The organism is Acinetobacter sp. YH12249 (genome assembly GCF_013417475.1).
Taxonomy (GTDB): Bacteria; Pseudomonadota; Gammaproteobacteria; order Pseudomonadales; family Moraxellaceae; genus Acinetobacter.
On the sequence record NZ_VPDX01000044.1, the window covers coordinates 1 to 12,831 of the forward strand.

The following is a 12,831-nucleotide window of genomic DNA, read 5'->3' on the forward strand; positions in this document are numbered from 1 at the left end:
ATGAAATACGGTATTCTGATGTGACAAAACCTGAATCCTGGTCGTTAAAGTGTTTGTTTGCACTCATATTTTAACTGTTAGGACTCAGGTTTTTTTATTTAAAGCAAACTATGGGACAGCAGTGGCCTTGGCCCGCTTTTTAATTGTTGAATTTTAATCTCTTTCCAGATACGGATTAGCAATACCCAGTTTGTCCAGAATCTCGATCTCAATGCCTTCCATTTCTTCAGCATCTTCCTCCGAAGTTTCATGGTCATAACCCATCAGATGCAAAGTGCCATGTACCAGCATATGGGTGAAATGGAGCAGTGGAGCTTTGTCCTGTTCAGCGGCTTCACGCAATACGACTGGAATACAAATCACCAGATCACCGATCGGGAAAGCATCCAGCACCTGTGCCATTTCATCTGGAAGTTCGCTTGGAAAAGATAGGACATTGGTCGGTTTACCCTTGCCGCGATATTCCAGATTAAGTTTATGACTTTCATCATTATCGACACAAGCAATGCCAATTTCACAATCACTTTGGGTACCGATATGGCGCAAAGTGGTTTCTACAACTTTTTTAATATAGGCACGTTTCAGTACCAGTTCTGGTGACTGAAAGTCCTGTTGCAGGGAGAGACTAAGTTTCAACGTGAATCCTTAAAAATTAAATAACAATGCAGCATTAATGCTGTGCATCAGCCGCAGCATCATTCTCAGCGATCAAGGCTTCCTGACGGGCTTTACGCTCGGCACGAGCCTCAGCGCTTAAACGCTGCTGTTCACTGTCCCAGCCTTCGTAGGCTTCAACAATTTTCTGAACCAGCTGGTGACGCACGACGTCACGAGAATGGAAACGGGTAATATGAATTTCAGGGATTTTATCAATCACACGTAAGGCATGTGCCAGACCAGACTGCTGACCTCGTGGTAAATCCACCTGAGTCACGTCACCAGTAATCACTGCACGTGAACCGAAACCTAAACGGGTCAGGAACATCTTCATCTGTTCAGGTGTAGTGTTCTGGGCTTCGTCCAGAATCACAAAAGAATGATTCAGGGTACGACCACGCATATAGGCAAGCGGTGCAACTTCAATAATCTGACGTTCGATCAGCTTGGCCACTTTTTCGAAACCAAGCATCTCATACAAGGCATCATAAAGGGGACGCAAATACGGATCGATCTTCTGGGTTAAATCCCCCGGCAGGAATCCAAGTTTTTCACCCGCTTCAACTGCAGGACGAACCAGTAAGATACGCTGGATTTCATTACGCTCCAGCATATCTATAGCGGCTGCAACGGCGAGATAGGTTTTACCGGTACCCGCAGGGCCAATACCAAAAGAAATATCACTTTGCAGAATACGCTGTACATAACGTTTCTGGTTGGCACCGCGAGGATTGATCCGGCCTTTGCGCGTCTGCAGCCAGACATTGTCCAGACCGGTATGTTCCTGTTCTTCCAGGTTCTCCTGGAGTTCACGATCGGTCTGGCTACCTTGAATCATCATATGCAAAGTATCTGCACTGATCTGCTGGCTGTGTTCAGATTCTTCATGAAGACGTTGCAAGAGCATTTCGGCTCTCTCAACGGCATCGATTCCACCATCGATAAAGAAACTTTCACCTCGGTGGGAAATTTTGACGTCTAAACGTTGTTCAATTTGTTTCAAATGACCGTTATAGGCACCTAAGACGGCTTGTAAACGGTCCATCGAAATTCCAGGAAAAGCTACTGTACGTCGAATCGTTGCAGTCAAGAGTGTTCCTTTTAGAAGTGTACGTTATATGCTCTACATTACGCCACGTCAGGCTCAAGATTCAAGAGCTCACCGTAAACTAAATTTAAAGTTTTAATTTCGGTGATTTCGATCTCTGCAAAGCGTCCTACCCACGATGCATCACCAATAAAGGTGACATAACGGGTATTGTCTGCTGTACCCACCAGAACATTCGGATCTTTATCAGAAACTTTCTCAACCAGTACGCGCTGGACTGTACCGAGCATAGCATCTGTTTTACGAATACTGGACTGTTTAATCCACTCCTGAACTTTGGCCAGACGCTCTTTTTTCACCTGTTCAGGTGTTGTATCTTCCAGCTCTGCAGCAGGGGTGCCCGGACGTTTTGAATAAACAAAACTATAAGAGTGATCGAAATCCAGATCCTGAATAAACTGATAGGTTTCTTCGAAGTTCTCATCGGTTTCGCCCGGGAAGCCGATAATAAAGTCTGAAGATAAATGCATGTCTGGGCGAACTTTACGTAACTTTTCGATTTTCTCGATATACACATCAATGGTGTGGTTACGTTTCATCGCCTGTAAGACATCATTGGAACCGCTTTGTACCGGTAAATGCAGATGTGACACCATCTGTGGCAGGTCACGGTAGCACTGGATCAAATCATCATTGAATTCCAGTGGATGCGAAGTGGTATAACGAATACGGCCAATACCTGGAATTTCTGCAACCAAACGTAACAGATCGGCAAAAGTACAGATTTTTCCGTCAAAGGTCTCACCGCGATAACCATTCACGTTCTGACCGAGCAGGGAAATTTCACGCACACCTTTTTCTGCTAAGCCAGCAATTTCAGCCAGAACGTCATCCAGCGGGCGAGATACTTCTTCGCCACGTGTATATGGAACTACACAGAATGAACAGTATTTTGAGCAGCCTTCCATGATCGAAACAAAGGCCTTATAACCTTCAACACGCGGTTCAGGCAGGAAGTCAAATTTTTCGATGTCCGGGAACGAAATATCGACCAGTTTAATTTTTTCTTTTTTCGGTTTTTCGACCTGCTCAAAATGCTGGTCCAGCATTTGCGGTAAACGGTGCAAGGTTTGCGGACCAAAAATCATGTCCACATAATTGGCACGTTTCTGGATATTGTCACCTTCCTGAGAGGCCACACATCCGCCGACACCAATAATCAGGTCAGGATTTTTTTCTTTCAGCTTGCGCCAGCGGCCCAATTCTGAGAATACTTTTTCTTGTGCCTTTTCACGGATCGAGCAGGTATTCATCAGCAGAATATCCGCTTCTTTAGGATCGGTGGTCAGCACATAGCCGTGGGAATCGCCCAGCAGATCTGCCATACGGTGACTGTCATACTCATTCATCTGACACCCTTGCGTTTCGATATACAGTTTTTTAACTGAACCATCGATGGCTGGGGTGTGCGCTGGCTGGGTAACAGTGTTTTCTGAGGCAGCTGGGGCACCATTCGGAATGAAGGTTTGAACCGTCATGTAGGCTCCTACAAGGTAATACGTCGAAAGAGTGAACGAATAACCTGCTTGCATAAACAAACGGGTAAATAAAAATTCAATTCACGTTCTGAAATCTTTAAAAGGCGCATATTTTAGCAGGAAAGTCGCTTAAACTTATAGCCTAAAATGCGGCTGGGAAAATATTGATTTATGGACAAAAAGTGTCTGAAAATTAATATTGTCTAATCATAAGGTTACATAAGTGAACAATACAGTGGGTTATAATTTTCCGGCTAACTCTTATGATAGGCAACAGGGGCTGGGCGAAAAATCGATGATAGAAGGCAAATTGATGTTTAAACACACTAAAAATATGAAGAAATATTATAAATTACTAAGCTTGAGTGTGGCGTGTCTCTATTCAATGAGTGCGCAGGCAGCAGAAGAACAATTTAATGATGCCTTACGAGCGGCAAATGCTGGAAATATCGGACAATTACAACAATATCAGTCTGCCATGCAAAATGATGCCTTGGGCTATTATCCTGAATACTGGATTCTGAACCAGAATCTCGGCTCCCAACCTGCCAGTCAAATTATTAGTTTTGCCCAACGTTATCCTCAATCGGCTATGGCAGAAAAACTCGCAGCCGATTATGTCGAAGAAAAAGTCAAAATGGCTGACTTTGCCACTGCACAACCTGTACTGCAATATGTTACCAATGCCGATCCGGCTGAAGCCTGTGCAGTTGCACAAGTCCGTGCTAAAAGTGGCGATCAGCTGGTCTATGCTGAATTTAAGGATGTCTGGCTGACCACAAACTCTCAACCTGAGGCTTGTACGGGCTTGGGACGCATGATGTTATCCAGTCCTCTAATGACCAATGAAGACCGCCAGCAGCGTTTGTGGGTGCAATTGCGTGCCGGACAGTCTGGACAAGCGATTGCCACTGCACAAGGTTTAGGGCTTAACCTGTCTCTGGCTCAGCTCAATACGATTCAGGCCAATCCAACCAATTACTTATGGTCTGCACCTAAAAGTACTGCTGCTGATCATGCCTATCTGATTTATGCGTTGGGGCGTCTGGCAGATAGCGATCTTGATTCAGCAATGTCCATTGTAAAACGTACTGCTGAAGGCACACCGGTACAAGTACAAAAAACACTATTCAGAACTGTGGGTTATATCGGCGGCACTACGGTAATGAAAAATAACTTCAACCGTGAAGTGCTGAACTATCTGGATGCCAGTTATGGTTTGCCATTTAGTCCGGAAGAAGCCGAAATTTATGCCCGTCAGGCGATTCGTTTTAGTGCCTGGGAAAGTCTGATTCGTGCCATTGATGCCATGAGCGTGAACCAGAAACAGGAAGACCGCTGGCAATACTGGCTGGCACGTGCCAGTGAACAGCGCACAGATCGCGCTTCAAAACAGGCAGCAGAAAGTATCTATAAAAAACTGGCAGTCGGCGAGGATTATCATAACCTGCTAGCACGGGATAGATTAGGCCAGTTAACGGCTTCTACACCGAACTCGGCACAGCCATCCAGTCAGGCCATGCAACGTCTGAATCAGGATATTCATTTCCGCCGTGCTTTTGCCTTGCGTAATATTAATGCGCCAGAAAATTATATTAACCGTGAATGGAACTGGGCAGTTCGTCAGGCTTATTTAAGAAAAGATGACGATTTACTGTTGGCAGCAGCCAAACGTGCGATGGATATGGGCTGGTATGACCGTGCCATTTATGCAGCAGATCGTACTGCGGACAAGCATAATTACAACTATCGTTATCCGATGCCACATCAGAATTATGTCGTGAGCCATAGCCGTAATGCCGGCATTGATGCTGCCTGGGCTTATGGTTTGATGCGTCAGGAAAGCCGGTTTAATACCGGCGCACGCTCTCATGTGGGTGCAGGCGGTTTGATGCAGATCATGCCGGACACCGCCAAACTGGTCGCTCGTCAAATGGGTGAAGCCTATAACCCGGCAGCCTTAACTGATATGAACACCAATATCCGTTACGGAACTTACTATTTATCAACAATTCAGCGTCAATTGAGCAATAGTCCAGTACTGGCTACAGCAGGTTATAATGCCGGCCCGAACCGTGCCCGCCGTTGGCAACCCGAATTCCAAAGTATTGCTGCGGATCAATATACCGAAACCATTCCTTTACTGGAAACGCGAGATTATGTGAAACATGTCATGACGAACGCGACATATTACGGTATTTTATTGGGACAGGGCGCACAATCGGTCGGTAAGCGTATGCAAGCCATTCCGTTACGTAATACACCATAGCATTCAAAAAATCTAAGGGAAGGATAGTTTGTTGATCAAGGGAATAAGGGGTGCTCAAATTTCTGCTGGATGGGCTGCACTTTTATTTTTAGCAGCAAGTCCAGCTGCCTTTGCATTGCCAACGGGTTATGTCATGGACATCCAGATGGTACCGGCACTTTGCAGTCTGGATCCGGCCTACAGTAAAAAAAGAAAATGTCTTGAAGGTTATTCCCTAAATATTTCTGGTCTCTATCCTCAAACCACATCAACACATTGCACTACTACCAGTTCTGCGAAGTTACCGCCTTTGCAGGCTAAAGTGGTGGCCCGTATCATGCCGGATGAAAATACCCGCGCATTGCTCTGGCATAATATTGGTGGTTGTATTCCGATGAATGCCACGCAGTATTTTCGTACCGTGATCAATCATGCTGATCGTCTGAAAGTTCCTGAAGAACTCACCGAGCAGGAAAGTCATACCGTTTCCATTGATATGCTGCGTTCCAAATTTCTGAAAATCAATCCGCAACTGCCTTCAACAGCATTGCGCTTTAACTGCCATCAGACCCGCGCATCCAGCCTGCTGACCTCCATCCAAGTCTGCTATAACGCCAATGGCGGCTATAAAGGCTGTCCTGCAAACATTATTAATACATGCCCAAAAACTGTCACAATAAAAGGGACATACTAAGCTTTTTAGTCAAATTAATTTATATTTCCTATCATACTTTTGTTGAAATCCATTCTCTTTTACATGCATCTCGAAGAGGATTGGAGTACAATCTTTGCCGTTTATGATTATTAAGATTAGATAGAACAGCTATTTAATCATTATGACGATCCTCTCAATTGGAGATAATTACATGAAGCAACCTGTTCGCGTTGCCGTTACTGGCGCTGCTGGTCAAATTGGTTACAGCCTATTATTCCGTATCGCAAGCGGTGAAATGCTTGGTAAAGACCAACCAGTTATTCTTCAATTATTAGAAATTCCTGTTGAGAAAGCTCAGCAAGCGCTTAAAGGCGTAATGATGGAACTAGACGACTGTGCTTTCCCATTATTGGCGGGCATGATCGGTACTGATGATCCTAAAGTAGCTTTCAAAGACGCAGACTATGCTCTATTAGTTGGTTCACGTCCACGTGGTCCTGGTATGGAACGTGCTGACCTGCTTAAAGTAAACGGCGAAATCTTCATTGGTCAAGGCCAAGCACTGAACGAAGTTGCTAGCCGTGACGTTAAAGTTCTTGTTGTAGGTAACCCTGCAAACACTAACGCTTACATCGCAATGAAATCTGCTCCAGATCTTCCAGCGAAAAACTTCACAGCAATGTTGCGTCTTGACCACAACCGTGCGTTAACTCAACTTGCTCAAAAAGCGGGTGTTGCAGTTTCTGACATCGAAAACATGACTGTTTGGGGTAACCACTCTCCAACAATGTATGCTGACTACCGTTTTGCGAACGTAAACGGCGAAAGCTTGAAAGACAAAATCAACGATGCAGCTTGGAACAAAGACGTATTCCTTCCAACTGTTGGTAAACGGGGTGCTGCGATCATCGAAGCACGTGGTTTGTCTTCTGCTGCTTCTGCTGCAAACGCTGCAATCGACCATATGCGCGATTGGGCTCTTGGCACAAACGGCAAATGGGTAACTATGGGTATTCCTTCTGACGGTTCTTATGGTATCCCTGAAGGCGTAATGTTCGGTTTCCCTGTAACTACTGAAAATGGTGAATACAAAATCGTTCAAGGTCTTGAAATCGACGAATTCAGCCGTGAACGTATCAACGTTACACTGAACGAGCTTGAAGAAGAGCGCGCTGCAGTTGCTGACATGATCAAATAATTTAATCTTTTTAAGATTAAGTTAAAAAAGCACTCCATTGGGGGTGCTTTTTTATTGCTATTTCTAAAAAATTTAAAGAACAAAAAATAACATCTTGTGAAGGAGGGACAACTGAACTTTGCGAGTGGCTCATCTAGTTTAATAAGAAGAATCATCAACAAAAGAGGAGGTACTGAGATGTTAGAGCAGCGACCTACCATGGAACTTTTTTTTGAGCAACTCGGCTTGGATTCAAGCCCGGAAGCAATCGATGAATTTATCAAAACCCATCAGATTGGGATGGACGTCCCCTTACATAAAGCTCCTTTCTGGACCAAAAACCAACATGATTTTCTGATTGGTCACTGGAAAGAAGATGATGACTGGGCAATTTTTGTAGATGTACTCAATGAGCAATTGCATATTGAGGCGGAAGGAAGTGGTTCTTGTGATCTACCTTCTTTTAAGCATCAATAATATTTTCAAATCAATGAACTGATTATTTTTATGATGGAGTGAGCGAATGGTATTAGAACAGCAAGTGACTTTAGAATTATTATTTGAGCAATTAGGCTTGCCTGCTGATGAAGCATCAATTGATGAATTTACCAAAAATCATCAGCTACCATCAGACGTGATTTTGCCGGATGCAGATTTCTGGAATGAGGGGCAAAGCGCTTTTCTTCGCGAACACTGGCATCAGGATGATGAATGGATCGTAATCATTGATAAACTGAACCAGCTTTTACATGTCGAAAGTGATAAAGAAGGCCCTGAAAGCAATTAAAGTTTCTTTATACAAAAAGACACAACAAAACCTAGTCCTTTGACTAGGTTTTTTTTGTCTTATCTTATAAGTTAGTCATATAAATAACTACAATATATCTGATATAAGGAGGGCATATGCTCGGGAAGAACCAACCATCCTTAGAACTGTTATTTTCTCAACTCGGCCTGGCTAACAGCCCGGCGGCAATTGAGCTTTATATACGTACTCATCAGCTACCTGCCCATATGTCACTGCATGAAGCACCGTTCTGGAATAAAGCGCAGCGTTCGCTGTTGATTAGTCATCTGGTACAGGATGATGACTGGGCAATCTGGATTGATGAACTGAATCAGCAATTGCATTTGGATGCAGATCGACGCCGTCTGGCTTGAGTCAATTAAATTAATTCATAAAAAATGCCTCATCAATGTGAGGCATTTTTATAAGAACAGATTTCGTTGTTCTAATGCATACGGCTACGCAGAATCTGAATAAACCATTCCAGTTGACGATATTCATCAAATGCCGGATGCTGGCCTACCAGTTCATGGTCAAACTGGGCCGTTTTGCTGTATTTATTTAACCAGTGACGAGTCATGGCAGGTTCTTTCTTACTGGCAGATGCATAAGCCAGAAAGAAATAAATGTCCGCATGCTCATAATTGGTCATTGGTTTTAGAATCTGCTGGGTAATAAGCGCATAATGATCTTCTTTGGTCAGCTCAAAGTAGATCATATAGGCTTTGGCCAGGTGTAAAGACAGATTGATATACAAATCCAGTGGCATTTCTTCAAATTCAATCCGGCTCTGCTCCAGCAGAACAATCGCTTCTTGCAGGAAATGCACCTGCTCTTGACGTAACTGGCTAATAGTCACCAATTGCAGACGAAGATCCGCCCGTTCAAGCGCCAGCTCAGGCGTATTGCCATTTAAAAACAGCTGATCTGTTTCACCAATGCGTGCAATGATCTCTTTGGGGGTTGGTCGCATGAACGCAGTCCTTATATCTCAATGATTGCTATATGAGGCTGAAAATTGAAATTTAAAGCGTGGAAAAAGGATTAGAGCAAACAGGTATCACTTCTTAACCAGGCGGTGATTGATAAACGTTGATGTTTGGCTTTTAAAACTTCATGCATTAAATCACTTTGGAAGAAGGCAATACGGTTTGGTTTAGGCTGGATAATATGCCATTGATCATTTTTATCCTGCAGATGTAGTTCGCCGCCCCAGTTATCTTGCCAATCGTCATGCAGATAATAAACCGCAGAAATCATCCGGCCATTTTTACCTTGGGGATTATCGCGATGCAGGGCATAAAACTCGCCCGCGTTATAGCAGGCAAAATGGGCTTCCACATCTTTAATGCCGAGGAAGAAAGCGCGGTTCAGCTCATGACCTAAAGCTTGTAAGGTTTGCACATGCTGGTTAGAAATTTCCAGATCTTCATTGAGCCAGAGAATGTGATCACTGCGGATATTGCTAACTACGCCATTCTGAATGGCTGCATCACGAAAGCGTTCCAGATTGCTGGTACATTCAGCAATCAGCTGTTCAACATAGGATGGGGCATAAGCATTGTCAATCATGCTAAAACCATGCTGATCTAGATCATCAATAATCTGATCAACTGGCCAGGTTGCCGGGAGTTGAACTGCTTCCATAGAAACTCACCTAGAAGGGTAAATTGGGGTCGCGCTATTCTATGTAAGAATCGGGTCTGAACGAAACTATTTTTCATGTTAAAATAGCGGTTGATATTAGGAATTAATGAAACATGAATTACCGTCACCATTACCATGCTGGCAACTTTGCCGATGTCATGAAGCATGTATTGTTGCTTCAATTATTGACTCGACTCAATGCAAAAGATAAACCATATCGCTATGTAGATACACATGGTGGTGCAGGTAAATATGATTTATCCACCTCTGAAGCGCAAAAGTCAGGGGAATTCCTGAACGGTATTCATCGTCTGATCAAGCTGGATGATTCGGTCAAGCGTAATGCGCCAGAAGGTGTACAACAATATTTAAAAATTGTTGAGAAAATGCGTGAAAACTTTGGTAAAGGTGCATATCCGGGTTCACCTTGGTTTGCACTGGAAGGCATGCGTGAAATTGACAAGGCCACCATTTTTGAAATGCAGCGTGATGTGTTCCAGCAGTTACGTCATAACATTTTTGACAAACGCGCCGGTTTGCATGAGCGTGATGCGTATGAAGGCTTGCTCGCAGTCATTCCACCGAAAGAAAAACGTGGTCTGGTGATGATCGATCCGCCGTATGAGCTGGAGCGTAAAGACTTCCCACAGCTGGTTGAATTACTGGTTGCTGCTTATAAAAAATGGCCGACAGGCGTATTTGCAGTTTGGTACCCAATTAAAGACCGTGCCATGATTGAACGTTTCGAGAAGAAAATGTTCAAGACCGGGATTCGCCGTCAGTTGGTATGTGAAATCTGTGTATGGCCAGATGATACACCAGTGGGTTTAAATGGTTGTGGTTTACTGGTGATTAACCCACCTTGGAAGTTCTCTGAAGATGCAGACGAAGCGCTGCAATGGTTATTTCCGCATTTACGTATGCAGGAAAATGGCGGTCATGCTGCAGTTCGTTGGTTAGTAGGCGAATAATATTTTAAAGATCGGGTCATAGTTAGGATCGACAAGAATGACAAGTACAAATAAGCCGGAACACGAATCTTCGAAAGATTTGCCATTTGATGGCATCACCTTCGAGGTGGAAGAGGTAGAGCATACCCAGGAAGGGCAAAGAGTTAAGCGTCGAGGTATCTATCTGTGGCCTAACCTGATTACAACCGCTGCGTTGTTATCAGGCTTTTACTCGATTATTGCCAGTATGAATGGCGAATTTCAGCAAGCTATTTATGCCATTTTCTTGGCAGCTTTATTTGATGGTCTCGATGGTCGTGTGGCACGTGCGATTGGGGCACAAAGTCCATTCGGTGAACAGTTCGACTCACTATCCGATATGCTGGCATTTGGGGTGGCACCGGCTATTTTGATGTATAGCTGGGGATTAAGTGATTTAGGCCGTATCGGTCTGGCGGCTTGTTTTGTCTATACGGCTTGTGCAGCTTTCCGTCTAGCCCGCTTTAACGTTCAGATTGGAGTGGTGGATAAACGCTATTTTATTGGCGTTGCAAGTCCATTAGCAGCCGTCATTATTATTTCACTGGTCTGGGTAGGATTGGACTTCCCGGCTGTGTTTGATATTCGTGATTTTACTGTACAAATCATTAATGCTGCGATTATCGTAATCGTTGGCTTATTGATGATTTCTAATATCAAATACTATTCATTTAAAACCGTAGAGCGTAGACGGGTGCCGTTTTTCGTGTTGCCGATCGCGGTGTTTATCTTTGCAGCGATGACTTATAATATTCCGGTAGGGATTCTCGTGATCTCTGTCATCTATGCCTTGTCTGGTTTCCTTACAACATTCATGGCGAAAAGACAGAGTACCTTATAACAATATAAAAATAAGGAGTTTGAGATGCAGTTTCTTCAAGATTTTCTAGATCGTTCGAAACAGCTGAATCAGACTCCTGCTGTTTCCCAGCATAATCTTGCCTATCATGGGCCAAACCAGAAATATAAAATTATTCATCAGGGCCTGACACTTCCGGATCTGCCTGCACCCCTTCATTATCTTAATTTTCTGAGTATTATTGGTCAGCCTAATGCACCGATGTTGGCAAACCCGAGTGCTATTCAAACCAATGCACTGGATACAGCCACAGTAATCTGTAGTACCAGTCCGCATATGGCAGGACAATTAAATTGCTATTCAGTCAAAAAGGATTGCAAGTTTCAGTATGGCCTGTTTCAGTTTCTAGATCGTGAAAAACTGACCGGCGACTTTCCACATTTTCGTTTACAACGTTTTGATTCTGAACTGGGCTTTGATCTCAGCATCCATACGACCAATCTGATTTCACACTTTACCCAAATGCGCTTTGCACTGGCTGATCATTGGTCTTTGCTTTGTTATTGTCAGGGCACCTTACATTATAAAGATCAGAAATACCTTATCGAGAGTTTAGGTAGTTTTGAATTTGCACGAAGCTTTAATTTTCCCTATTTGCCTTTAGCCTTTCTGACTTATCAGATTATTAACCTGAGTGAAGGACGGCAATTATTGTTGGCACAAATTCGAGATAGTCTGAACAGCATTGTGCAGTCACGAATTTACCTGCGTGACTTGAAAAATATGGCCAGTCAAATGTTCGATCAAAAAGTCTATTTCAAGGTGCATCGGGTTTATCCGAGTGTGACTACTCCAAATGGGCAAAAGATGTATCTGCCGCGTGAGTTTGAATGGTGCTATGAAGATGGCAAAGGAATGCAGATCTGGCTGCAGGGACAAAGCCGAGGAGATTTCAAATTTGGTCTGGCTGCGGGTTATGTTGGAAGCTTTAATTACGAAGTTAGAATTAATGGCGAGACTGAGCATGGGGACGGGGGCTACTGTGAATATATAGATTGCCGCTCCTTGCGCTTTCAGGAACACAATAAAAAAGAGAAATTATTAAGTACATTGGCCAATCCTATACCTTTAATGCTCAAAAAATAGGGAAAATCGGCATTTTTGTAGAAATAATAATCAACTGAAGTATTTTCTTAAAAATAGGGGTTGCGCTTGTTTGGGATTGGTCTATAATGCACATCCATCGGCGGTGATGAAGATTAAAACTTCTGATAAAACAGTAACTT

Annotated in this window: 14 protein-coding genes; 9 read left to right on the top strand and 5 right to left on the bottom strand. The window is 43.6% G+C overall.

Annotation, left to right across the window (positions count from 1 at the left end):
- Window positions 1–153: 153 nt before the first annotated feature.
- The 3 genes from ybeY to miaB are packed head-to-tail and all read right to left on the bottom strand — an operon-like array spanning window position 154 to window position 3,243.
- Window positions 154–636: an rRNA maturation RNase YbeY gene (gene ybeY, locus FTV25_RS15105; protein ID WP_180004465.1), complete on the bottom strand. Its 483-nt coding sequence runs from the start codon at window positions 634–636 to the stop codon at window positions 154–156.
- Window positions 637–670: 34 nt separating this feature from the next.
- Window positions 671–1,747, bottom strand: a complete 1,077-nt coding sequence (locus FTV25_RS15110; RefSeq protein WP_180004464.1) for a PhoH family protein — start codon at window positions 1,745–1,747, stop codon at window positions 671–673.
- A gap of 38 nt (window positions 1,748–1,785) precedes the next feature.
- Window positions 1,786–3,243 (bottom strand): tRNA (N6-isopentenyl adenosine(37)-C2)-methylthiotransferase MiaB, encoded by a 1,458-nt coding sequence (miaB, locus tag FTV25_RS15115; protein WP_179992786.1) that lies wholly within the window; start codon window positions 3,241–3,243, stop codon window positions 1,786–1,788.
- A 334-nt stretch (window positions 3,244–3,577) separates the two neighbouring features.
- Here miaB and FTV25_RS15120 point away from each other — a divergent pair, with 334 nt between their 5' ends.
- From FTV25_RS15120 to FTV25_RS15145, 6 genes are all read left to right on the top strand, one after another.
- Window positions 3,578–5,512, top strand: coding sequence for a transglycosylase SLT domain-containing protein (locus FTV25_RS15120; RefSeq protein ID WP_373683640.1), 1,935 nt, complete (start codon window positions 3,578–3,580; stop codon window positions 5,510–5,512).
- A 34-nt stretch (window positions 5,513–5,546) separates the two neighbouring features.
- On the top strand, window positions 5,547–6,185 hold the full coding sequence (locus tag FTV25_RS15125; protein WP_179992790.1) for a ribonuclease I: 639 nt from the start codon (window positions 5,547–5,549) through the stop codon (window positions 6,183–6,185).
- A 172-nt stretch (window positions 6,186–6,357) separates the two neighbouring features.
- On the top strand, window positions 6,358–7,344 hold the full coding sequence (locus FTV25_RS15130) for a malate dehydrogenase (protein WP_004786815.1): 987 nt from the start codon (window positions 6,358–6,360) through the stop codon (window positions 7,342–7,344).
- 177 nt (window positions 7,345–7,521) lie between these two features.
- On the top strand, window positions 7,522–7,800 hold the full coding sequence (locus FTV25_RS15135) for a DUF2789 family protein (protein ID WP_104425714.1): 279 nt from the start codon (window positions 7,522–7,524) through the stop codon (window positions 7,798–7,800).
- Between the two features lie 46 nt (window positions 7,801–7,846).
- Entirely contained in the window at window positions 7,847–8,110 is a 264-nt protein-coding gene (locus FTV25_RS15140; RefSeq protein ID WP_005233812.1) for a DUF2789 family protein, read from the top strand.
- Window positions 8,111–8,226: 116 nt separating this feature from the next.
- A complete protein-coding gene (locus tag FTV25_RS15145) occupies window positions 8,227–8,484 on the top strand; it encodes a DUF2789 family protein (RefSeq protein WP_104425715.1) in 258 nt (85 codons plus the stop codon).
- 71 nt (window positions 8,485–8,555) lie between these two features.
- Here the strand turns inward: FTV25_RS15145 and FTV25_RS15150 are convergent, their stop codons facing one another.
- Window positions 8,556–9,083 carry a hypothetical protein gene (locus FTV25_RS15150; RefSeq protein ID WP_180004462.1) on the bottom strand — a complete coding sequence of 176 codons (528 nt, stop codon included), beginning with the start codon at window positions 9,081–9,083 and terminating at the stop codon, window positions 8,556–8,558.
- A gap of 71 nt (window positions 9,084–9,154) precedes the next feature.
- Entirely contained in the window at window positions 9,155–9,757 is a 603-nt protein-coding gene (locus FTV25_RS15155) for a 2OG-Fe(II) oxygenase (protein WP_159122608.1), read from the bottom strand.
- A gap of 113 nt (window positions 9,758–9,870) precedes the next feature.
- On the opposite strand from FTV25_RS15155, the gene FTV25_RS15160 reads away from it, so the two are divergent.
- From FTV25_RS15160 to FTV25_RS15170, 3 genes are read left to right on the top strand one after another with little or no spacing between them, the layout of a single operon-like run.
- The gene (locus FTV25_RS15160; protein WP_004786802.1) at window positions 9,871–10,728 is read left to right on the top strand and encodes a 23S rRNA (adenine(2030)-N(6))-methyltransferase RlmJ; all 858 of its coding nucleotides are present in this window, start codon (window positions 9,871–9,873) and stop codon (window positions 10,726–10,728) included.
- 37 nt (window positions 10,729–10,765) lie between these two features.
- A complete protein-coding gene (gene pssA / locus FTV25_RS15165) occupies window positions 10,766–11,587 on the top strand; it encodes a CDP-diacylglycerol--serine O-phosphatidyltransferase (protein WP_005233819.1) in 822 nt (273 codons plus the stop codon).
- A gap of 24 nt (window positions 11,588–11,611) precedes the next feature.
- Entirely contained in the window at window positions 11,612–12,691 is a 1,080-nt protein-coding gene (locus FTV25_RS15170) for a DUF6670 family protein (RefSeq protein ID WP_104425720.1), read from the top strand.
- Window positions 12,692–12,831: the final 140 nt, after the last annotated feature.

Coding starts and splice junctions, on each gene's coding strand:
- FTV25_RS15155 (WP_159122608.1), bottom strand. CDS start 9,757: ATGGAAGCAGTTCAACTCCCGGCAACCTGGCCAGTTGATCAGATTATT.
- FTV25_RS15160 (WP_004786802.1), top strand. CDS start 9,871: ATGAATTACCGTCACCATTACCATGCTGGCAACTTTGCCGATGTCATG.
- miaB (WP_179992786.1), bottom strand. CDS start 3,243: ATGACGGTTCAAACCTTCATTCCGAATGGTGCCCCAGCTGCCTCAGAA.
- FTV25_RS15150 (WP_180004462.1), bottom strand. CDS start 9,083: ATGCGACCAACCCCCAAAGAGATCATTGCACGCATTGGTGAAACAGAT.
- FTV25_RS15145 (WP_104425715.1), top strand. CDS start 8,227: ATGCTCGGGAAGAACCAACCATCCTTAGAACTGTTATTTTCTCAACTC.
- FTV25_RS15120 (WP_373683640.1), top strand. CDS start 3,578: ATGAAGAAATATTATAAATTACTAAGCTTGAGTGTGGCGTGTCTCTAT.
- FTV25_RS15140 (WP_005233812.1), top strand. CDS start 7,847: ATGGTATTAGAACAGCAAGTGACTTTAGAATTATTATTTGAGCAATTA.
- FTV25_RS15130 (WP_004786815.1), top strand. CDS start 6,358: ATGAAGCAACCTGTTCGCGTTGCCGTTACTGGCGCTGCTGGTCAAATT.
- FTV25_RS15170 (WP_104425720.1), top strand. CDS start 11,612: ATGCAGTTTCTTCAAGATTTTCTAGATCGTTCGAAACAGCTGAATCAG.
- FTV25_RS15135 (WP_104425714.1), top strand. CDS start 7,522: ATGTTAGAGCAGCGACCTACCATGGAACTTTTTTTTGAGCAACTCGGC.
- pssA (WP_005233819.1), top strand. CDS start 10,766: ATGACAAGTACAAATAAGCCGGAACACGAATCTTCGAAAGATTTGCCA.